This is a genomic window from Streptomyces sp. PTY087I2 (genome assembly GCF_001687325.1).
Lineage (GTDB): Bacteria > Actinomycetota > Actinomycetes > Streptomycetales > Streptomycetaceae > Streptomyces.
The window spans coordinates 134382-155091 of record NZ_LZRD01000009.1 but is presented as its reverse complement, the minus strand read 5'-3'; the positions used below and the strand labels follow the sequence as shown (position 1 = coordinate 155091).

23 protein-coding genes and 2 tRNA genes are annotated in these 20710 nt (G+C 71.8%); 11 read left to right on the top strand and 14 right to left on the bottom strand.

What is annotated here, in order from left to right; all coding sequences use genetic code 11:
* Window positions 1–6 precede the first annotated feature (6 nt).
* The 8 genes from A3Q37_RS12020 to A3Q37_RS11985 all read right to left on the bottom strand — a co-directional run bounded on the left by A3Q37_RS12020 (window position 7) and on the right by A3Q37_RS11985 (window position 7714).
* On the bottom strand, window positions 7–1209 hold the full coding sequence (locus A3Q37_RS12020) for a DUF6365 family protein (protein ID WP_065482214.1): 1203 nt from the start codon (window positions 1207–1209) through the stop codon (window positions 7–9).
* Entirely contained in the window at window positions 1206–1811 is a 606-nt protein-coding gene (locus tag A3Q37_RS12015; protein WP_065482211.1) for a dTDP-4-dehydrorhamnose 3,5-epimerase family protein, read from the bottom strand. The genes A3Q37_RS12020 and A3Q37_RS12015 overlap by 4 nt, the downstream gene beginning before the upstream one ends.
* A gap of 12 nt (window positions 1812–1823) precedes the next feature.
* Complete coding sequence (locus tag A3Q37_RS12010) at window positions 1824–2855, bottom strand: Gfo/Idh/MocA family protein (protein ID WP_065482208.1); 1032 nt, start codon at window positions 2853–2855, stop codon at window positions 1824–1826.
* Window positions 2852–4183 (bottom strand): NDP-hexose 2,3-dehydratase family protein, encoded by a 1332-nt coding sequence (locus A3Q37_RS12005; protein WP_065482205.1) that lies wholly within the window; start codon window positions 4181–4183, stop codon window positions 2852–2854. The genes A3Q37_RS12010 and A3Q37_RS12005 overlap by 4 nt, the downstream gene beginning before the upstream one ends.
* Complete coding sequence (locus A3Q37_RS12000) at window positions 4183–4956, bottom strand: DUF6081 family protein (RefSeq protein WP_141693561.1); 774 nt, start codon at window positions 4954–4956, stop codon at window positions 4183–4185. The genes A3Q37_RS12005 and A3Q37_RS12000 overlap by 1 nt, the downstream gene beginning before the upstream one ends.
* Before the next feature lie 106 nt (window positions 4957–5062).
* Window positions 5063–6097 carry an LLM class flavin-dependent oxidoreductase gene (locus A3Q37_RS11995; RefSeq protein ID WP_065482198.1) on the bottom strand — a complete coding sequence of 345 codons (1035 nt, stop codon included), beginning with the start codon at window positions 6095–6097 and terminating at the stop codon, window positions 5063–5065.
* A 58-nt stretch (window positions 6098–6155) separates the two neighbouring features.
* Window positions 6156–6902: an SDR family NAD(P)-dependent oxidoreductase gene (locus tag A3Q37_RS11990; protein ID WP_065482195.1), complete on the bottom strand. Its 747-nt coding sequence runs from the start codon at window positions 6900–6902 to the stop codon at window positions 6156–6158.
* Window positions 6902–7714, bottom strand: coding sequence for an SDR family NAD(P)-dependent oxidoreductase (locus tag A3Q37_RS11985; RefSeq protein ID WP_065482192.1), 813 nt, complete (start codon window positions 7712–7714; stop codon window positions 6902–6904). Before A3Q37_RS11985 ends, A3Q37_RS11990 begins: the two co-directional genes overlap by 1 nt.
* Before the next feature lie 285 nt (window positions 7715–7999).
* Between A3Q37_RS11985 and A3Q37_RS11980 the strand changes: the two genes are divergently transcribed.
* The 7 genes from A3Q37_RS11980 (at window position 8000) to A3Q37_RS11950 (ending at window position 14073) form a co-directional block, all read left to right on the top strand.
* Window positions 8000–9265 (top strand): beta-ketoacyl synthase, encoded by a 1266-nt coding sequence (locus tag A3Q37_RS11980; RefSeq protein WP_065482189.1) that lies wholly within the window; start codon window positions 8000–8002, stop codon window positions 9263–9265.
* Window positions 9262–10500, top strand: coding sequence for a ketosynthase chain-length factor (locus tag A3Q37_RS11975; protein WP_065482186.1), 1239 nt, complete (start codon window positions 9262–9264; stop codon window positions 10498–10500). Before A3Q37_RS11980 ends, A3Q37_RS11975 begins: the two co-directional genes overlap by 4 nt.
* A 20-nt stretch (window positions 10501–10520) precedes the next feature.
* Window positions 10521–10778, top strand: coding sequence for an acyl carrier protein (locus tag A3Q37_RS11970; protein ID WP_065482184.1), 258 nt, complete (start codon window positions 10521–10523; stop codon window positions 10776–10778).
* A 90-nt stretch (window positions 10779–10868) separates the two neighbouring features.
* A complete protein-coding gene (locus A3Q37_RS11965) occupies window positions 10869–11828 on the top strand; it encodes an aromatase/cyclase (RefSeq protein WP_065482181.1) in 960 nt (319 codons plus the stop codon).
* 106 nt (window positions 11829–11934) lie between these two features.
* The gene (locus A3Q37_RS11960) at window positions 11935–12363 is read left to right on the top strand and encodes a nuclear transport factor 2 family protein (RefSeq protein ID WP_065482178.1); all 429 of its coding nucleotides are present in this window, start codon (window positions 11935–11937) and stop codon (window positions 12361–12363) included.
* A gap of 8 nt (window positions 12364–12371) precedes the next feature.
* Complete coding sequence (locus A3Q37_RS11955) at window positions 12372–13079, top strand: 4'-phosphopantetheinyl transferase superfamily protein (RefSeq protein ID WP_079137757.1); 708 nt, start codon at window positions 12372–12374, stop codon at window positions 13077–13079.
* Between the two features lie 43 nt (window positions 13080–13122).
* Window positions 13123–14073 (top strand): MBL fold metallo-hydrolase, encoded by a 951-nt coding sequence (locus tag A3Q37_RS11950; RefSeq protein WP_065482175.1) that lies wholly within the window; start codon window positions 13123–13125, stop codon window positions 14071–14073.
* A gap of 11 nt (window positions 14074–14084) precedes the next feature.
* Here the strand turns inward: A3Q37_RS11950 and A3Q37_RS11945 are convergent, their stop codons facing one another.
* Both A3Q37_RS11945 and A3Q37_RS11940 read right to left on the bottom strand, forming a co-directional pair.
* Entirely contained in the window at window positions 14085–14603 is a 519-nt protein-coding gene (locus tag A3Q37_RS11945; protein ID WP_065482172.1) for a flavin reductase family protein, read from the bottom strand.
* A gap of 226 nt (window positions 14604–14829) precedes the next feature.
* Window positions 14830–14902, bottom strand: a tRNA-Ala gene (locus A3Q37_RS11940).
* A 136-nt stretch (window positions 14903–15038) separates the two neighbouring features.
* Here A3Q37_RS11940 and A3Q37_RS11935 point away from each other — a divergent pair.
* Both A3Q37_RS11935 and A3Q37_RS11930 read left to right on the top strand, forming a co-directional pair.
* The gene (locus tag A3Q37_RS11935; RefSeq protein ID WP_065482169.1) at window positions 15039–15587 is read left to right on the top strand and encodes a DNA-binding protein; all 549 of its coding nucleotides are present in this window, start codon (window positions 15039–15041) and stop codon (window positions 15585–15587) included.
* Window positions 15588–15709: 122 nt separating this feature from the next.
* Window positions 15710–17146, top strand: a complete 1437-nt coding sequence (locus A3Q37_RS11930) for a serine/threonine-protein kinase (protein ID WP_065482167.1) — start codon at window positions 15710–15712, stop codon at window positions 17144–17146.
* A gap of 3 nt (window positions 17147–17149) precedes the next feature.
* Here the strand turns inward: A3Q37_RS11930 and A3Q37_RS11925 are convergent, their stop codons facing one another.
* From A3Q37_RS11925 to A3Q37_RS35595, 3 genes are all read right to left on the bottom strand, one after another.
* On the bottom strand, window positions 17150–18502 hold the full coding sequence (locus A3Q37_RS11925) for a hypothetical protein (RefSeq protein WP_065482568.1): 1353 nt from the start codon (window positions 18500–18502) through the stop codon (window positions 17150–17152).
* A gap of 68 nt (window positions 18503–18570) precedes the next feature.
* Window positions 18571–18705, bottom strand: a complete 135-nt coding sequence (locus A3Q37_RS37745; protein ID WP_255311786.1) for a hypothetical protein — start codon at window positions 18703–18705, stop codon at window positions 18571–18573.
* Window positions 18706–18913: 208 nt separating this feature from the next.
* Window positions 18914–19048, bottom strand: coding sequence for a DLW-39 family protein (locus tag A3Q37_RS35595; RefSeq protein WP_003958712.1), 135 nt, complete (start codon window positions 19046–19048; stop codon window positions 18914–18916).
* A 291-nt stretch (window positions 19049–19339) separates the two neighbouring features.
* Here A3Q37_RS35595 and A3Q37_RS11920 point away from each other — a divergent pair, with 291 nt between their 5' ends.
* Together A3Q37_RS11920 and A3Q37_RS11915 are read left to right on the top strand one after the other, a co-directional pair.
* The gene (locus tag A3Q37_RS11920; RefSeq protein ID WP_065482164.1) at window positions 19340–19711 is read left to right on the top strand and encodes a DUF6344 domain-containing protein; all 372 of its coding nucleotides are present in this window, start codon (window positions 19340–19342) and stop codon (window positions 19709–19711) included.
* A 145-nt stretch (window positions 19712–19856) separates the two neighbouring features.
* Complete coding sequence (locus A3Q37_RS11915; protein ID WP_065482161.1) at window positions 19857–20555, top strand: hypothetical protein; 699 nt, start codon at window positions 19857–19859, stop codon at window positions 20553–20555.
* 54 nt (window positions 20556–20609) lie between these two features.
* Here A3Q37_RS11915 and A3Q37_RS11910 read toward each other — a convergent pair.
* Window positions 20610–20686, bottom strand: a tRNA-Ile gene (locus A3Q37_RS11910).
* Window positions 20687–20710: the final 24 nt, after the last annotated feature.

Sequence of the window (20710 nt, the reverse complement as noted above, 5' to 3'; positions counted from 1 at the left end):
CCGGACTCAACTCGCCCGGTGGACCGCCTCCGCGAAGATCTCCGGCACAGGCGGCAGGGCGTCGAGCGCCGCCAGGTAGCGGCCGCGGGCCTCGGACAGCCCGGCGCGCGTCCACGGATCGTTGAGGACGGCGTCGAGCATCTCCACCGTGCCTTCGGTGTCGAGGAGCTCGGCACGGCGGAAGGCCGCGGCCAGCGGGTTGTCCGAGAGCAGCGGGCGGACGACGGAGTTCCAGCGCAGCGGCCACATGCTGTACGGCTCCAGACCTCCCGGGCCTTCGGCGTGCGCCGCTCCGGTGTCCGGCCCGCTGTGGACGATGTGCACCGCGGGCAGGTCCGAGAAGACCGAACGGACCAGCGCCGATGCGGGTACGTGCAGGGACAGCACGGCGTCCGAGGCGTCGAGGAGCTCCTGGTAGCGGTCGGGTGCGCAGGCCGGCACCCGGTGGGTGCGCTCGGCCGGCAGCCCTTCCAGGCCCTCCAGGTCCGGGCCGATGACGAGGAAGCGGGTGGTGGAGGACAGCCGGCGCAGCATCGCCGCGACCCGCTCCGGCACCTGCCGGGCGAGTCCGCGTGTCACCGGGTTCTCCACCGTCTGGGCGTACCGCTGCCAGCCGGAGACGGACAGCGACAGGAGCCGGTCCCCCTCGCGCAGACCGAGCGCGCTCCGCACGGCGCGGCGCGCCTCGTCGGTGGGCCTGGGCAGCGGACGCATGAAGGGGTAGGTCAGTGCACGGCTTCCGGGGCCCGGGTCGGGACGCGCCCAGGGGGCGGGCCGCAGCTGTACGGGCATGCCGAGGATCCTTCGGTCCACCTCCAGGTCGAGACCGAAGTGATCGATACGGAAGTCGGTGTTCTCCCACTCGTAGAGGTCGAGCGGGATCACCGGGACGTTCAGCCGTTCCACGAACCAGGGGTCGGTGCGGTAGACGCGGTGCATCATCAGCCAGTACGAGAGGTAGTCGCTGAGCACGATCACGTCCGGCCGCTCGGCCCGTACGGCGTCCTCGATCACCTTGCGGACGCCGGCGCCCATCGCCGTGTCGATCACGGTGCCGGGCACACCCGCGGCCCGGATCTGCGGCGCGTTGTGGGTGTCCACGACGAAGTGGGCGGTGATCCCGGCGGGGGCGAGCTGTCCGGCCAGGTCCAAGCCGGTCGTGACCTCGCCGTGGGTGCCGACGACCGGGGCGACGAACAGCAGCTTCATGGGTGTCTCCGTTTCCCGTGGTGGAGTTCGGGACCCGGCCAGTGAGGAAGGATGTCCCGTTCGAGTGCCGTACGCAGCGATGGCGCACCGGCGTCCTTCGCGGACAGCAGGGGCGGTTCTTCGAAGCCCCACGGCAGCGCCAGTTCGGGGTCGAGCGGGTCGATCTCGAACTGGGTGCCGGGCACATGTCCGGTGGACAGGGCGTAGGAGATGCAGGTGTCGTCGGTGAGGGCGAGGAAGCCGTGGCCGAGGCCCTCGGAGATATGGACCGCCACACCGTTCTCCGGAGTGAGCAGAGTGCTCGCGCTGTTTCCGAAGGTCGGCGAGCCGACCCTCAGGTCCACCACCATGTCGCGCAGGGCCCCGCGCACACAGGTGACGTACTTCGCCTGGCCGGGCGGTATCAGCACGCCGTGGACACCGCGCAGCGTGTTGCGGCGTGAGGTCGAGTAGTTGATCTGCCGGACCTCGAAGGGCCTGCCGAGGACCTCGCCCATCAGGTCGGTGCGGAGCGACTCGAAGAACGTGCCGCGCGGATCGGGCCAGGTACGCGGGACGATCACATGGGCGCCCGGTACCTCCGGCAGTTCTCGGATGTCCATCCTCCGCGCCTCTCAGATCTTCACGAGGCGGGCCGCCCGGCGGACGGCGTCGACCAACTCGGCCTGGCGGAGCACCGGTGCGGTGTCGACCGCCTCTCCCCGGCCGGCGGCGTGCACGGCGTCGGCGAAGGCCTCGACAGCGGCGGCCGCCTGGTCGTGCGCGGGCAGGACCCGCTCCTCGAAGCCGTCGGCGCCGTCGATCCGCAGGACCGGGCGGTGTCCGGCGGGCGGCGAGTACGCCCGGCCGAGAGAAAGGCTGCCCGTACTGCCGAGAAGCCGCCAGCTCGCCGTGTAGGCGTGCTCCATTCCGAACACCAGCTGCGCGCTCACGCCGGTGGCGGGATCGTCGAGCAGTGCGCTGCCGCCGAGGTCGACACCGTGCGCGACGTCGTGGCGCAGTACGGCGCCGTTCACCCGCAGCCCCGCGCCGAGCAGCATGGAGGCCAGCCGCAGCGGATAGACGCCGATGTCGAGGAGAGCTCCGCCGTCGAGGTCGGCGCGGTAGCGGATGTCGTCCACGGGACGCGGCGGGATGGTGAACGAGGCACTGAGCGACCGGGGTTCACCGATCGCACCGGATGCCACCAGTTCCCGCACGGCCGTGTACGCGCTGTGGTGGACGAACAGGTAGTTCTCCGCCAGGACGAGGCCCCGCTCGCGAGCGAGACCCAGCAACCGCGCGGTGTCGGCGGCCCGTGCGGTCAACGGCTTCTCGGCGAGTACGTGCTTGCCGGCGCGCAGCGCGCGCTCGGTCCACCGCGCGTGCAGGGCCACCGGCAGCGGCACGTACACCGCGTCCACGTCAGGGCGTTCGAGCAGTGCGTCGTATCCTTCGACGCCCTCGCAGCCGTAATCCCCCGCGGCGGACCGGGCCTTGTCGGCGCTGCGGCTGGCGATCACCGTCGGTTCGGTGTGCGGAGAAGCGGCGAAGGCGGGCAGCATCCGGCGCAGCGCGATGTCCGCACAGCCCGCGACCCCGATCCGCAGCGGCTTCGGCGGCAGAGCGCGGGGCGCGTTCCCCGGGTGCTGGGGCGCCCGGGTCATCGGGCTGCTCCGTGGCCGGGCAGAGTGCGGACGCTCGCCAGCAGAGTGCGGGCCTCCACGTCGACGAGGTTGCCGATCCGGCCGGCGCGGGTGAGCTGTCGTACCGTCATCCAGGTGTAGTCCTCCGGTACGTCGAGGGAAACCTCGTCCGCGTCCAGGACGAGGTAGCGGTTCTCCGCGTGGTAGAACCGTCCGCCTTCCTCGGAGTGGACGGTGTCGAAGAGGATCTGTTCGGGCCGTGCGGTCAGGACGGTCTCCAGATACGGAGGACGGGGCGCGTCGGCGGCCAGGTTGCCCGGGTTGCACTGCACGGTGGGTCCCAGCTCGACGGCGTCGAAGGTTCCCGCTTCGGCCCGTGCCTGCACCAGCAGATGCCGCTGCCCGTGGATCTCCTTGCTGATGAAGGCGATGACTCCGCGGCCGACCGGCGCCAGCATCGGCTGCGACCAGGAGGTCACCTCACGGCTGTCGGCCTCGACATCGACGCCGATGACCCGGAAGTACCGGCCCGACGCGTGCACGATCTCACCGCGCCCGTCATCGCGACGCCAGCCGCCGACCCGGTTCAACGGGATCGTCGTGCGCTCGGGGCGATGGCGCACCTTGGCTCCGGTGAACCAGTGCAGCAGCGCGGCCGTGTCGTGCAGCGGCTTCTCCGCCGCGCGCCCCGGCACGGGTTTTCCGCCGGGCCCGTCCGGCAGACCTGCCAGTACGGTGCGCGAGTCCATGTTGACGAGGTTGTCGATCCGCAGCAGCTCCGCCATCACCGGGCGCGGCACCCAGCAGAAGTCATCGTGGACCGGGATGTCCCCGGTCGTCTCCACCACCATGTTGCGGTTGCGCTTGCCCAGGAACCACGAGCCCTGCTCACTCTGAAGGGCGTCGTAGTGGACCCGGTCCCTGGCCCCGGGCCGGAGGAAGTGGTCGATGTAGCGCACCGCCGAACCTCGGTGCACCCGCGTGTAGTTGCTGTACGTGGCCTGCACCGTCGGCGAGAGCTGGAGCGTGTTGATGTTGCCGGGCTCCATCTTGGCCTGCATCAGCAGATGGGGAACCCCGTCGAACCACGTGACCAGCACCCCGAGGACGCCGTTCTCCGGCTGCCGGATGATCGGCTGCGTCCACGAGGTCGCGTCCGGTTCCTGACGGCTGTACCGCAGGCCCTCGACGGAGAAGAACCGGCCGCTGCGGTGGCGGATGTCGCCGCTCTCCGGGTCGGTGTACCAGCCGTCCAGGTCGTGCAGCGGGGCTGGAGTCACGCGATAGCGGTGGGCCTCGCTCCGCCCGGCGAACCAGGTACGGAACGCGGCCGCGTCCTTGATCCGCATCAGCCCGCCGCTCCTCGCGAGCCGGGCCGCGTGACGGACAGCTCGGAGACGGTCAGCCGTACGCCTTGGCCGTACGGGAAATCCGCCATGAGCGCGAGGCCGGGTGTGATGAACGCGGGCCGCACGGTGGAGAGCGGCCCCGGCGTCCACGAGTCCGCACGCGCCGGCTCGGGCAGGCCGTGTCCCAGCCGGTCCACGGTGAACGCCTCGTCGCCGTCGAGCAGCCAGCGTGCGGCTCCCGCAACCGGGTCCACGACCAGGGAGCAGTGGTGGCGGTCGGAAGGCCGACGCGAGGCGAGCGGCACGCTGTAGGAGAATCCGCCACGCGTGCCGTCCGGTGTTGCCAACCGGCCGTACAGCGCCCAGACCTGTCCGTCGGTGACAGCGAAGTCCATGACCGCCCCGGCGTCCCGGTCGAGCACGATCAGCGCGCCCGCACCCTCGTGGATGTCGTCCTTCGCCGCCCCCCGTACCTGCGCCGACAGTGTCGCCGACACGGTGAGCGTCGCTCCGCCGGTGGCGCAGGCCGGCCCCAGGGCGGCCCAGCGCAGATGGTCGGCCGGCTCCCCGTCCGGCACGACGAAGGCCGGGCCCCCGGTTTCGGGGTCGACGCCGGGGGGCTGGACCACGAGGCCGGAGGCCGTGGCACTCACGGTGCCGTCCCCGACCGGGAGCGCTCCGGCGGGCCGTATCGACCACGGGCCGTCGGGCCGGGTCCGGGGATCGCGTACCCGCAGCCCTTCGGCGAAGTCGTCGTGGAAGAGGGTCGTCATGGCGTTCTCCATACTCTCCGGGCTCTCCGGTCGGTGCGGGGCGTGGCGGACGGGCGACGGGACGGCGGGTCCGGTCCGGCGATGTTTCACGTGAAACCGGAAAGATTCAGGGGGCGGGGGCCGAGAGTGCGGCGGTGCCTGAGCGGTCCAGGGCGCGGGCAGCCGCCTCGACGATCGCGATCCGTCCCTCCAGTCCGGTCGCGGCAGCGGAGACCATGACGCCGAGCGTGGTCACTCCCGCGTCGGCGTACTCGCGCATCCGGTCCGCGATCCGGTCGACCGGGCCGATCAGCGCCGTACGGTCGATGAAGCCGAGCGGCAGTGCGGCCCCGGCGCCCGCACGGTCGTCCGCGCCGAGCCGCTCCAGGAAGGCGTCCACCTCGGCCCCGTACCCCATCGAACGCGCCATCCCGCAGTAGAAATTACGGTCCGGGTTGCCGATCCCCATCAGATACACATACTGGCCGCGCAGCATGTCCGCCGCCTCCTCCGCACTGTCCGCGACAGCCGTGGGCAGGCTGGGCAGGACCTCGAAGCCGCCAAGATCGTCGACGCTCCGGCCCTTTCGGATCTCGGCGACGGACCGGGCCACGGCCTCCGGTGAGGTGAAGACGCCGAGCCAGCCGTCCGCGATCTCGCCCGCGAGCCGCAGGTTGCGTGGACCGACCGCCGCGAGAAGCACCGGAAGTCCGGTCGAGCGCCGTTCGGTCAGCAGATGCAGCGGGGCGGACCCGCCGACCTCGAAGTGGGGGCCCCGATGCGTGACCGGAGCCCCGTCGAGCGCGCGCCGCACGATGTCGACGTACTCACGCGTCCGTTCCAGTGGCCGGTCGAACGGCACGCCGTACCAGCCGGCCGACACATCGGGGTTGGACACTCCGAGGCCGAGCCGGAACCGGCCGCCGCTCAGGGAGTCGAGCGTTGCGGCGGTCAGCGCGGCCATGGCCGGAGGACGGCCCGGAATCTGCATCACGCCCGAGACGAGCGCGATGCGTTCGGTCACCCCGGCCACGAGGCCGAGGACGCTCACCGCGTCGGACCGGTAGCCCTCCGGCGCGAGAGCAGCGGCATACCCCAGCCGTTCGGCGGCGCGGGCGAGTTCGCCGGCGCCTTGGTGGACGAGGTTCACGGCGAGCTGCACAGTCCGACTCCTCGGGACAGAAAGAGAACGAAGGGGGGAAGCGGGCGTGGGGCCCGGGTCACAGGAGGTGGGCACCGCCGTCCACCAGCAGGACCTGCCCGGTGGTGTACGTGGACCGGATGAGCCCCACGACGGCGTCCGCGACATCCTCGGTCCGGCCCGTCCGGCGCAGCGGCGTGGTCTGCCGCACGTACTCGGCGATCGGTTCGAAGAACTCGCTGTTCTGCGTCCACGGCGTCTCGACCAGGCCCGGAGCGACGGCGTTGACCCGTACCTCCGGACCCACCGTGTGGGCCAGGAGCCGGGTCATGTGCTCGATGGCCGCCTTGCTCACCGCGTACGGGATGGAGCTGCCGGCCGGACGACTGCCCGCGATCGAGGACACATTCACCACCGCGCCGCCGCCCGACCGGGAGAGATGCGGCATCGCGGCGACGGTCGTCTGCCAGGTGCCGATCACGTTCAGGTCGAAGATCTCCCGCCATACCTCGGGGGTGGCGGCGGCCAGGTCGGCGTGCGGGATGGCGCGCGTCCGCCCCGCATTGTTGACCAGGACGTCCAACCGGCCGTAGTGCTCGACGGCCGTGTCCACCAGTCGGCGGGCCTCCGCCTCATCGGAGACGTCGGCCCGGACGTAGAGGGCGTCCGGCAGCGAGGCGGCCGTCTTCTCACCCTCCTCCACCCCGCGGCGCGAGTTGACGACCACGCGGTATCCATCGGCGGAGAGCCGCCTGACGACGGTCTCCCCGATACCGGAAGTGGACCCGGTGACCAGTGCGACCGGAGCCCGGTCCACGGCGGCCATCAGTAGTTGCCCAGTCCGCCGCAGACGTTCAGCGCCTGCGCGGTGACCGCCGCCGCGTCGTCCGCGACGAGATACTCGACCATCGCGGCGACCTCCCGGGTCTCCACGTACCGGCCCAGCGGGACCCGGTTGGTGATGCGGTCGAAGGTCTCCTCCTCGGACACCTGCCAGATGTCCGCGTAGTGCTCACGCACCCGCTCGGCCATCGGCGTCTCGACAAAGCCCGGGCACACCGCGTTCACGGTGATGCCGGTACGGGCCAGCTCCAGGCCCAGCGCCTTGGTCAGGCCGACCACCCCGTGCTTGGAGGCGGAGTACGGCACCGCGTGCACGACCCCCTGTTTGCCGCCGGTGGAGGCGATGTTGATGATCCGGCCGCGCTTCTTGGCCAACATGCCTCCGGCGTTGAGCACTTCCTTCGTCACGAGGAAGACACTGGTCAGGTTGGTCCGGATGACGTCGAGCCAGAGCTCGTCCGGGATCTCGGCGGTTGCGCCGCCGCCGCTGCGGCCCGCGTTGTTCACCAGGATGTCGACCGTGCCGTACCGCTGCACCGCCGCGGCCACATAGGCGCGGATCTGGGCCTGGTCCGCGACATCGCACACCGTGCCGTCGACGTCGAAGCCCTCGGCCCGCATCTCCTTCACCGTTCGGGCGAGCCGTTCCTCGTCACGGGCGCACAGGAAGACACGCGCGCCGAGGGCTGCCAGTCGCCGGGAAACCGCCAGACCGATGCCGCTGGTGGCGCCGGTCACCAGCGCCACCGGCTTCGCTGCCGTGGCGGAAGCCTCCGTGGCCGTCGCTGTCGTCATCACTGCTCGTCTCCTTCGGGCGGGTGGGATGGGACGTCGTCCTGCCGTGCCGCGAAGAAGCCTCACCAGGCGCGCTCGAGCGGGGCTGGAAGACGGATGGAGGAGAAGTGAGTGCGCTCCGGCGACTCCGCGAGCGGACGGCCCGAGCCGGCCGCCGGGCCTCCGCCGCATCCCATCCGTCCGCGAGCCGCCCTCGAGCAGAGGCGGGGAGCGTGCCGGGGTGTCAGTGAGGTACGGCGGGCGAAAGGAGCCCCACGCGATGCCCAGCAGTACAGGAGTACGACGATGACCCGGCGCGTAGTGATCACCGGTGTCGGGGTGCGCGCCCCTGGTGGGCCGGGGACGAAGGAGTTCTGGGACCTGCTCACCGCCGGCCGCACGGCCACCCGGCCCATCAGCGTCTTCGACGCCTCTCCCTTCCGCTCCCGGATCGCGGGCGAGGTCGACTTCGACGCCGCCGCCGAGGGCTTCTCCCCCCGGGAGACCCGGCGCATGGACCGCGCCACGCAGTTCGCCGTCGCCTGCACCAGGGACGCGCTGGCCGACAGCGGCCTGGACACCGGCGTACTCGACCCGTCGCGGATCGGCGTCGCCCTCGGCAGCGCCGTCGCCTCGGCGACCAGCCTGGAGAACGAGTACCTGGTCATGTCGGACGCCGGCCGGGAGTGGCTGGTGGACCCGGCGCACCTGTCCCCGTACATGTTCGACTACCTCAGCCCTGGCGTCATGCCCGCCGAGGTCGCCTGGGCGGCCGGAGCCGAAGGCCCGGTCACCATGGTGTCCGACGGCTGCACCTCCGGCCTGGACTCGGTCGGCTACGCCGTCCAGCTGATTCGCGAGGGCAGCGCCGATGTGGTGGTCGCGGGCGCCGCCGACACCCCGGTCTCACCGATCGTGGTCGCCTGCTTCGACGCCATCAAGGCGACGACACCGCGCAACGACGACCCGCAGCACGCGTCCAGGCCCTTCGACGGCACCCGCAACGGCTTCGTTCTGGCCGAGGGCGCCGCCATGTTCGTCCTGGAGGACTACGAGGCCGCCAAGCGACGCGGCGCGCACATCTACGCCGAGGTCGGCGGCTACGCCACCCGCTGCAACGCGTACCACATGACCGGTCTGAAGAAGGACGGCCGCGAGATGGCCGAGTCCATCCGGGCCGCACTCGACGAGGCCCGCCTGGACCGCACCACCATCGACTACGTCAACGCGCACGGCTCCGGCACCCGGCAGAACGACCGCCACGAGACAGCCGCGTTCAAGCGCAGCCTCGGCGAGCACGCCTACGCCGTGCCGGTCAGCTCCATCAAGTCGATGGTGGGCCACTCGCTCGGCGCGATCGGTTCCATCGAGATCGCCGCGTCGGTTCTGGCCATCGCGCACAACGTCGTACCGCCGACGGCGAACCTGCACACTCCCGACCCCGAATGCGACCTGGACTACGTCCCGCTGACCGCGCGCGAGCAGCGTGTCGACACGGTGCTCACCGTGGGAAGCGGATTCGGCGGTTTCCAGAGCGCCATGGTCCTGCACCGCCCGGAGGTGGCCGCGTGAGCACCCGCCCCACGAAACGTGTCGTCGTCACCGGCATCAGCGTCGTCGCACCCGGGGGCCTCGGCACCGAGCGCTACTGGAAGGCGCTGCTGACCGGCGAGAACGCGATCGCCGAGCTGACGCGCTTCGACGCCACCCGCTACCCGTCCCGGCTGGCCGGACAGATCACCGACTTCGACGCCGCCGAACACCTGCCGGGCCGCCTCCTGCCCCAGACCGACGTCTCCACCCGGTACGCCCTCGCCGCCGCCGACTGGGCGCTGTCCGAAGCCGGCGTCGGCCCCGACTCCGGTTTCGACGACTACGACCTGGGCGTCGTCACCTCGACCGCGCAGGGCGGCTTCGACTTCACCCACCGCGAGTTCCACAAGCTGTGGAGCCAGGGACCCGAATACGTCAGCGTGTACGAGTCGTTCGCGTGGTTCTACGCCGTCAACACCGGACAGATCTCCATCCGTAACTCGATGCGCGGCCCCAGCGCCGCGCTGGTCGGCGAACAGGCCGGCGGACTCGACGCGATCGGGCACGCGCGGCGCACGGTCCGCCGCGGCACCGGACTGGTGGTCAGCGGCGGCGTCGACTCCGCGCTGGACCCGTGGGGCTTCGCCTCCCAGCTCGCCGGCGGCCTGGTCTCCACGGTCCTCGACCGGGAGCGCGCCTATCTGCCGTTCGACTCCGCCGCCTCCGGGTACGTTCCCGGCGAAGGAGGCGCCGTCCTCGTCGTCGAGGACGCCGACTCGGCGAACGAACGCGGAGCGGAACGGATCTACGGAGAGATCGCCGGCTATGCCGCGACCTTCGACCCGGCCCCCGGATCCGGCCGCCCGCCGGCCCTGGACCGCGCCGCCCTGCTGGCGCTCGACGAAGCCGGTCTGCGTCCCTCCGACGTCTCCGTGGTCTTCGCCGACGGCGTGGGCGTCCCGGAGCTCGACCGGGCCGAGGCCGACGCACTCGTCCGGATCTTCGGCCCACGCGGCGTCCCGGTCACCGTGCCCAAGGCGCTCACCGGCCGCATGTGCGCCGGTGGCGGGCCCGCCGACGTCGCGGCCGCTCTGCTCGCCCTGCGCGACCAGATCATCCCGGCGAGCGGCCGCACCGACCGGGTGCCCGACGCGTACGGCATCGACCTCGTGACCGGGGAGCCCCGTGCGGCAGCCCTGGACACCGCCCTGGTGCTCGCCCGTGGTCGGCACGGCTTCAACTCGGCCGTCGTCCTCACCTCCCACCGCCCCTGAACCCCCAAGGAGAACCAGCCATGGCCCAGTTGACCCTTGACGCTCTGCGTACCGTCCTCGTCGCCTGCGCGGGGGAGGACGACGGCATCGACCTCTCCGGCGACATCCTCGACGTCACCTTCGAGGACCTCGGCTACGACTCCCTCGCCCTCATGGAGAGCGCCTCGCGCATCGAGCGCGAGTTCGGCGTCTCGCTCTCCGACGACGACATCGACGAGACGCTCACTCCGCGCCGCCTTCTCGATCTCGTCAACGTCACGGTGGCCGACGCGGCCTGACACGCCGTCCTCGGGCCTCGGGGCACGCACGTCCGATGCGTGCCCCGAGGCTTTCCGCTCTGTGCCCGAACCGCCGAAGGAGTACGCATCATGGCCCGGACCGCCACCCGCCCGACCGTTCATCGCAGTGAGCACACTCTGACCGTCTCCGCACCGGCCGAGGATCTGTACGCGCTGGTCGCCGACGTGAGGCGGTGGCCGGCCGTGTTCGAGCCGACCGTGCACGTGCGCCATCTCGCCCGGGACGGGCGGACCGAGAGGTTCGAGATCTGGGCCGAGGTGAACGGCGAGGTCGCGCACTGGCGTTCGCACCGGGTCCTCGATCCGCGCCGCCTGTACGTGTCGTTCCGTCAGGAGCACAGCAGGCCGCCCGTCACATCGATGTCCGGCGGGTGGCTGTTCCGGCGACCGGCCGGCGGCGGCACGGAGATCGTCCTGCGCCATCGGTTCACCGTCGCGGACGACGACCCGGCCGCGGTGGCCCGGGTGGAGGAGGCCCTCGACCGCAACAGCGCCCGCGAGCTCGGCGCGCTCGCCGCACTCACCGGGACCGGTCACGCCGTCGACGACCTGGTCTTCTCGTTCACCGACACGATCCCGCTGCGAGGATCGGGCGGGGCCCTGGGCGCGTACACCTTCGTCGAGCGTGCCGAGCGCTGGGCCGACCTGCTGCCGCACGTGGCCCGGGTCGACCTGACCGAGCCGGAGCCGGGCGTGCAGTGGCTGGAGATGGACACCGTGACGGCGGACGGCTCCACGCACACCACACGCTCGGTCCGGATCTGCCGCGCGCCCGAGTGGATCGCGTACAAACAGCAGCGCACCCCTCGGCTGCTGTCCGGCCACAGCGGCGAGTGGACGTTCGCCCAGACCGCCGAGGGCCCGGTGGCCACCGCCCGCCACACGGTCGCCATCGACCCGAGCGGCATCACCGAGGTCCTCGGTCCCGAGGCCACCGCCTCCGACGCCCGCGCCTACCTCCGCGACGCGCTCGGCCGCAACAGCCTGGCCACACTCCGCCATGCCGCCGAGGCCGACCAGCGTGTCTGAGGCGACTCCCGGCGGCCTCCCCGCCGGGTTCGAGCCGTAGTGGAGGGTCCTTCGAGCCGGCTCCGCGAGCCTGACGCGACGACCACCCCGCCCCTTGGAGGAATCAGTGACCGCCACCGCAGTGCGTACCGACGTCTACGCCCAGGTCCAGCACTTCTACGCCCACCAGATGCAGGCGCTCGACGGAGGCCGCTTCTCCGACTACGCGGCCACCTTCACCGAGGACGGCTCCTTCCAGCACTCACCCGCCGCCGAGCCGGCCGTGGGCCGCGCCGGGATCGTGGCCGAACTGGTGGAGTTCCACAAGCGCTACGACGGCGATCCGGTCCAGCGCCGCCACTGGTTCAACCACATCGCGCTGGAGCCGCAGGCCGACGGCTCGCTGCGCTCCACGGTGTACGCGCTGGTCGTCACGGTCCGCCCCGGTGGAAAGCCCGAGATCGCCCCCAGCTGCGTCGTGCACGACGTCCTGGTCGTGACCGAGGACGGCGTGCGCACCCGCTCCCGTCTGGTCACCCACGACCAGCTGGCCTGAGCCCGCCGGTGCACATTCCGCCCCCGGCCGGTGCCGGGCGGCCGCTGCTCGTCCACGGCACCGTCGAGGCATGGGCGGCGCTGGCGGACGGGCACGGCGATCACCCCGACGACGCGGAGCGCCTCCGGGCGCTCCGCGACGACCGGACGCGCGCCCGCTTCAGGGCCTCGCGGCTGCTGATCCGCACCACGCTCGGCGCGCTCTGCGGCCGCACCCCCGACCGGATCCGTCTCGACCGCACCGCTCTGGGCCGCCCGTACGCCCCCGGCCTGCCGGAGCTGGATTTCAGCCTCAGCCACACCGGCCCCCTGCTGGCCGTCGCGGTCCTGCGCGGCGGCCGCGTCGGCGTGGACGCGGAACGTCCCGGCCGCCGCATGTCCGTACTCGAGCACCGGATGTGCACGCCCCACGAGCGCGCCGAGCTGGACGCGCGGGGCCTGCACGGTGCCGATCGCGACGCGGAGCTGTTGCGCCTGTGGACGCTCAAGGAGGCCTACACCAAGGCGCTCGGCACGGGGCTGCGCCACCCGCCGCGCACGTTCGGCCTGGACGCCGCGGACCCGGCGGGCCGCCCCGTCCCGCGGGACGCGGCAGGCGCTCCGCTGACCGGCCGCCTCACCGCCTCGACGCATCTGCTCGGCGGCGCACTGGTCAGCGTGGTCGCGGCGCGTCCGAGGCGGCAGCCGACGTGGTTCGAGCCGGACTCCAGCCGCTGAGCCGACGATGAGCCAGATCCATGATGTCGAGGAGGAGGCCCATATGAGCGGACTGACTGCCGGAGCGACCGGCCGCACGGCCGGGGGACCGGTCGACGGCGGCCCGGAGCTGGCGGAGGTCGCCGACGGCGTGTTCGCCTACCTCCAGCCCCCCGGCGGCTGGTGCCTGAACAACGCCGGTCTGATCGTCTCGGGCGACCGCGCGGCCCTCGTGGACACCACGGCTACCGAGGCCCGCGCCCGTGCGCTGCGGACGGCGGTGCTCGAGGTCGCCCCGAACGCGCCCCGGATCCTGGTCAACACCCACTTCCACGGCGACCACACCTTCGGCAACTTCGTCTTCCCCGAGGCCGTGATCATCGGCCAGGAGCGGCTCCGTACGGAGATGGCCGAGGCGGGCCTGCACCTGACGGGCCTGTGGCCGGACGTGGAGTGGGGCCACCTCGAAATCGTCCCGCCCGACCTGACCTTCCGCGACCGGCTCACGGTCCACATCGGCGACAGGACCGCCGAACTGCTGCACCTGGGACCGGCGCACACCAGCGGCGACACGGTGGTCTGGCTGCCCGCCGAGCGGGTTCTGTTCACCGGCGACCTGGTGATGAACGGAGTGACACCGTTCTGCCCCATGGGCTCGGTCGCCGGCACGCTGGAGGCGCTGGACACCCTGCGCGCCCTCGCTCCCGAGGTGGTCGTCACCGGGCACGGGCCGGTCGGCGGGCCGAAGGTGTTCGACGAGACCGAGGGATACCTGCGTCTGCTCCAGGACCTCGCGAAACAGGGACTCGCCGAAGGACTCGACCCGGTCGCTCTGGCCCGCCGTACCGACCTGGGCCCGTACGCACAATGGCTGGACGGCGAGCGGCTCGTCCCCAACCTCTTCCGGGCGTATGCCGAGGAACAGGGCGAGCCCCGCGGCTCCCGCGTGGACATGGGCGAGCTCTTCCGCCGCATGGTCGAGTACCACGGCGGACTGCCTGCCTGCCACGCCTGAGCACGGGGTACTCACGGGCGCGCGGCGGTCTCCGCGACCGCCGCGCCCCACGCGCCGAAGGCCCCCCGCCGGTACAGCAGCGGGCGGGTCTCCTCGCGCATCCGGACCTGCTCCATACGCCCGATGAGCAGCCGGTGGTCCCCGGCGAGGATGCTCCGCTCCAGGGTGCACTCGACATGCGCGAGCACCCCGTCGAGCAGCACCGGACAGTCCGGCACCGTCTCGCCGCGCCGCCACGCCACACCGTCGAACTTCCAGTCCGAGCGCCCCGCGAAGGTCCGTGCGAGCTTCTCGCCGCCCTCGGCGGACAGCAGGTGCAGCGCGAAGGCCTCCGAGCCGAGCACCGCCGGCAGTGTGCGCGAACCCTCGTCCACCGAGACCAGAAGCAGCGCCGGGTCCAGGGACACGGAGCAGAACGCGTTGCAGGTGAAGCCGAGCGGTCTGCCGTCCGGGCCCACCGTGGTCACCACCGCGACGGCCGTCGGTACGGATCCGAAGAACTCGCGGAATGCCTCAGGCCCCACAGCCATTGCCCCTCACCGCCGTCACATCGCACGTTCACAGCGCCGGGCGGATCCCGGCCACGCCGGACAGCGTCACCGGACTCTCTGGAGGGCACCTGGACTCCCGCTGGAGCCAGGCCACCGGCTCGCGCGGCGGCCGACGGTGACGAGGCGGTGCCCCGGGACGGTGCCGCACAAGCGCAAAAAGCCCCTCTGACCTGCGTTTCCGCAGGCAAGAGGGGCTTTTCGGATGTGGAGCCTAGGAGATTCGAACTCCTGACATCTGCCTTGCAAAGGCAGCGCTCTACCAACTGAGCTAAGGCCCCGGGTCACCGTCGGGGACCAGAGTACCGGGTACCCCCCGGGTTCTTCCAAAAGGATAGGGACTCCCCGGGAACGACCACGCTCCGTAAGATGCTCGCAAGGTTCGCAGCAGCGAAGCCGCAGCGATGGGGAGACGCCATGGACGCAGCGCAACAAGAGGCGACGGCAAGAGCCAGAGAGCTTCAACGCAGTTGGTACGGAGAGCCGTTGGGGGCGCTCTTCCGTCGGCTGATCGATGACCTCGGTCTGAACCAGGCCCGGCTGGCCGCCGTTCTCGGGCTCTCCGCCCCGATGCTCTCGCAGCTCATGAGCGGCCAGCGGGCCAAGATCGGCAACCCCGCGGTGGTCCAGCGCGTCCAGGCCCTCCAGGAGCTCGCGGGCCAGGTGGCCGACGGCAGCGTCAGCGCGGGCGAGGCCACCGACCGCATGGAGGAGATCAAGAAGTCGCAAGGAGGCTCGGTCCTCACCGCCACCGGCCAGACCACCTCCACCGGCGGCGCTCCCACCGTCCGCCGCGTGGTGCGCGAGATCCAGTCCCTGCTGCGGTCGGTCGCGGCGGCCGGCGACATCATCGATGCCGCGGACGCCCTCGCCCCGACCCACCCGGAGCTGGCAGAGTTCCTCAAGGTGTACGGCGCGGGACGCACCGCGGACGCGGTCGCGCACTACGAGGGACACCAGAGCTAGCCACATCGGGATCACGAACGGCACAGCCGCAGGACGACGGAACCAGGGCCTCGCACACAGCCGGGGCCCCTGGTCCCCGCACGAGCCGCGGCACCACACGAACGGGGAGCGGGCGCAGCGCAATGGGTGAGGTCTTCGCCGGTCGGTACGAGCTGATCGATCCGATCGGACGCGGCGGGGTCGGCGCCGTCTGGCGGGCCTGGGACCACCGCCGCCGCCGGTACGTCGCGGCCAAGGTGCTCCAGCAGAGCGACGCGCACACCCTGCTGCGCTTCGTCCGCGAGCAGGCGCTGCGCATCGAGCACCCGCATGTACTGGCCCCGGCCAGCTGGGCCGCCGACGACGACAAGGTCCTGTTCACCATGGACCTGGTGAGCGGCGGCTCGCTCGCCCATGTCATCGGCGACTACGGCCCGTTGCCCCCGCGCTTCGTCTGCCTGCTGCTGGACCAGCTGCTCTCCGGCCTCTCCACGGTGCACGCCGAAGGGGTGGTGCACCGCGACATCAAACCCGCCAACATCCTGATGGAGGCGACCGGTTCGGGCCGCCCGCATCTGCGCCTCTCCGACTTCGGCATCTCGATGCGCAAGGGCGAGCCCCGGCTGACCGAGACCAACTACGTGGTCGGTACGCCCGGTTACTTCGCCCCCGAGCAGATGATGGGCGCCGAACCCGACTTCCCCGCCGACCTGTTCGCGGTCGGCCTGGTCGCGCTCTACCTCCTCCAGGGCCAGAAGCCCGACGCCCAGGCGCTGGTGGAGCACTTCGCCGCGCACGGCACCCCGGGCGCCCCCGAGGGCATTCCCGAGCCGCTGTGGCAGGTTCTCGCCGGTCTGCTCCAGCCCGACCCGCACGCCCGCTTCCGTACCGCCACGGGCGCGCGCAAGGCCCTGACCGCGGCGGTCGAGATGCTGCCCGAGACCGGCCCGGACGACGAACCGGTGGAAGTGTTCGACCAGATCGGGCCACTGCCCAAGGGATTCGGCCCCGATGGCCCCGTCACCGCCCCGCAGCAGCCGCCGACGCCCGCACCGAGCCCCGCGGACGCACCGAGCCCCGCGGCCACACCGAGCCCGGTCGCCGGAGCCGCCCAGCAGGAGGCCCCCCAACTCGCTTCCGGACAGCAGCCGTCCGGACAGCAGGCCCCCACCCCGCCCCCGTCCTCCATGTCCGAGACGGGCAGCTTCCACCTCGCACCCCCGCCCGCGCCTCCGCAGCAACAGCCCTACCCGCAGCCGGAATTCCAGCAGTCCGGGTACCAGCAGCCGCCGGCCGCGCCGTTCGCCGGGGACGTACCTCCCGCGTACGCCGTCGGCGCGCCGGACCCCTCCCAGGCGCCGACCTCCGGCGTACCGCACGATCCCTCCGCCACCCGCCCCTACACCGCCCAGCAGCACCAGCGGTTCCCGCCCGTGCCGGCCCCGCCGGTGCAGCACGCCGCGCCCCACCCGCCCGTACGGCGAACGCGCCCGGGACCGCCCCTGAAGGTGGCCGTCCCGGTGCTGGTGGTGGCGCTGATCTGCTTCGCGGTCGGGTTCTGGGCCCTCACCCAGGTCTGACGGCTACCAGCCCTGCGGCGGCTGGTGACCCCCACCGGCCGGGTGACCGGCGGCCGGTTGACCGCCAACCGGGGCAGCGGCCGTCGCACGGCGGCGGGCCAGCAGCGTCCAGACGCCCAGACCGAGCACCAGCACCGACCCCGTGCCGATCCCGGCCGCCGCGACCACGGTCATCGGGCCGCTCTTCGCGGCCTGTTCGGCGTTCTGCCCCTTCCGGGCCACTTCCCGGTCCTGGTCGGTGACGCCGAAGACCCCGGCGTCACCCTCGTACGGGGAGTCCCCGGCCTTGTTCTTCACCTGGACCGACAGCTCGAACGGGATCGGCTCGGCGCCGTAGGACTCCTTCAGCTTCGGGCTGAGGGAGACCGACAGGTAGTACCAGCCCGCGAAACGCATGGCGTTGACCTGGGACGACGAGTCGAACCTGTTGCGGTACGCCACCAGCGGCAGCGGCCGCAGGGAGGCGGACGCGGGTCCTCCGGAGTACGAGAGCGAGGCGTCGGAGACCGGGCCCTGGGCGGGGTTGGCCAGCGACAGGGTGAGCGCGCTGCCCACGAAGTCCCTTTTGGCGCTCGTGCTGTTGGAGAGCGCGGCGGTGGCGTGGATCTGCTGGCCCCAGTCCACCGGCACCCGGAAGAAGCGGGTCTGCCCCGGGGCGACCTTGTCCTGCCAGCGGCCGTTCTCCAGGCTGGTGGCCTGGGAGAACCCGGACCCGCCGGACCGCTTCTGCTGGTTCCCGGTCAGCGGCTTCGCCGAGGCGGAGGGCCAGCTCTCGGGGGCCTCCGTCGGCATGGACGTACCGCTTTTGAGCTTCGGCTCCTGGAGGAAGCGCAGTTCCAGGTCCCAGGTCTCCGGGCTGGAGGTGGCCTTGCTCTCGCGCTCGACGAGGACGTCGTACGGGCCGCCCTCCTGGCAGGTGCTGCTGCCCTCCTTGACAGTGCGGAAGGCGTACGCGCTGATGGGACGGGCGTACGCGCCCGAGCCGAAGCTGGCCCGCCCGGTGCTGCACTGGGTGTCGTCGGTCTCCCGGAGGCTGATGGTGATGCCGTCGCCGTAGGAGACCGCGCCGCTGCCGCTGGGCACCGCGACCGCCGAGACGTAGGCGGCGGAGTCCTCGTCCAGCGTGACCCGGTAGTAGAGCTTCTCGCCGGGCTTGATCGAGCTGCGGTACGGGGTGCCCTCGTCCAGCGTGGACGCCTCGACGTTGGTCACCGCGCCCTGCACGTTCTTCGCGTCGGGGTCGAACGCGTACATCCCGGGGCCCGCCGCGTGCGCCTGCCCCGGCAGGACCGCCGCCGCGCACATCGCCGCGAGTGCCGCGGCCGTCACCCGGCCCCTGTTGCGCTGCCTGTTCACGCGCTTCCCCTCGTCGTCCTCACCCACCGGTACCCCTCCGCCGCTCAGCCGCTCGGCGACTCGACCGCTCAGCCACGGCTGCTGCCGCCTCGGCGGCGGACGAGGAGGAACCCTCCGGCCACGACGACCAGGGCGCCCGCCCCGGCAGCGGCCACGATGCCGGTCCATCCTGCCCCGCCCGCACCGCCGCTGTCTCCGGCCACAGCCGCATTGCCCTTCTTGTCCCTGTTCTCTCCCCCCTCCCCCCATCGACCTCTTCGCTTAAGCAAGTTAATGATTCGCTTAAGTGAACTCAAGGGTGGTGCACCACGGTCCCGCACCAGCGAAAAGGGCCGACGCGTCGGCGCCGGCCCCGGACAGCACGAAGCCCCGGTCGCTCAGCGACCGGGGCCCGTAACAAACTGTGTCGTCTCACACACCCGAACCTGCGGGCACGGAGTCGGTCGCCTCCGTCCACAGATCCTGCTCGGCGCGATCCGCCTGGATCTGGCGGTACACGAGGAGCCCGCCGATGGCGGCCAGTGCGACCAGGAGAAGCTTCTTCACCGCGCGACCTCGTCTTTCCTTGGCGTAAGGGCCTTATGTCGCCGACTATACACACCGGCCGATACCGATCAGTTACCTGCCCGGACCCCTGTGACACCCCCTCCACGGCGCCCGGAACGCCCCCCGGCCACCCCCTCCCGACCGCCCGCGAGGGCCTGTCCAGCCCGGTTGCACCATACGAGTGGTGTTAATCCGAAGATCGGCGCAGAGCGGGCGTCGCTCCCCGGAATCGCGGCCGGGATCCACATGATCGGAGAAGTCAGCAACCGGACCGTCAGAAAGCGAGGGGCCATGAGCACCTTCAAGCCCAAGAACCTCTGGACCGCCTTCATCACCGCCTTCTTCGCCCTCCTGGCGTCGCTGGGCCTCGCCACCGCCGCGGCGGGCACCGCGAACGCCACGAACGCCGCCGCGCAGCCGGGCACCACGACCCACGAGCACACGGGTGCCACTGCGGCAACCCCGATCGCTCCCTCGGTCCGATGGACCCTTCCGCGTGACCGGGCCCTTCCGCCCACGATGAAGCAGCGCATCCGGGCCGAGGCCCACGGCTCCTCCCCGGCCACCCGCCACCTCGCCGCCGACCCGGCTTCCACGACCCGCACCGCCACCGCCACCCACCACACAGCCCCGGAAGGCGACTCCCCGGCCCCGCCCCCCTGATCCCGGCGGCCCACCGCACTCCGGGGCCCCTGGTCCGGTTCACACCGGCCGGGGGCCTTTTCGTGTGCCCGAACCGCCGACGGGCGGCACACGACGGGCCGGACGACCATGGATGGACCCGGCGCCCCGCCGAAAGGACCGTTCGATGAGCTCTCGTGGCAGTACCTTCGCGGCCCTCGGCGCCGCCTCCGCGCTCTTCATGGTCACCGCCTGCGGGGCGGCCGCCTCCTCCGGTACGTCGTCGAGCCCCGGCAGCGCCGTACCCGCGGCGGCGACGACCGGCGACCCGGACGTGGGGGCCCCACCGGGCGCGGAGGTCCTGGGCCGGGCCGCCGTCGGGGAGCCGTTCAAGCTGACCATCGATTCCTCCGGCGAGGCACGGCCCGACGAGTTCGAGATCACGGTCGAGGGCGTCACCTGCGGCGAACCGCTGGACCCGAAGGTCCTGGCGCACGACTCCCTGAGCGCACCGACGGAGCCCCCGACGCCCGAGGACGGGAAACAGTTCTGCGTGGCCCGCATGGAGGTGCTCAACGTGGGCAAGGGCGAGGCCAGATGGACCGCCGACGACACGGTCACCCTCAACGTGGACGACACCGCCTACAGCCAGACCCGGAACGACGTCCAGCTCACGAGCGCCTACGAGGAGTACTGGTACGACCAGGGGAAGCCCCGGCCGTCGTTCGGTCTCAACCCGGCGAGCAAGGGCCCGGTGAACGCCGTCTTCCAGATCCCCACCGCCGACGAGCCCACCAGCCTCTGGTTCGCGGCCGCCCGATGGCTGGAACTCACCGGTCCCGAACCCGGCTACCTCGTCCAGCTGGGCAACACCACCCAGAGCTGAGCACCCCGCCCACGCGAAAGGCCCCCCACCGTCTCCGGTGAGGGGCCTTCAGTCTGGTGGGGCTAACAGGATTTGAACCTGTGGCCTCATCCTTATCAGGGATGCGCTCTAACCAACTGAGCTATAGCCCCGCCGCGCTGTACTGCTCCGCGCTG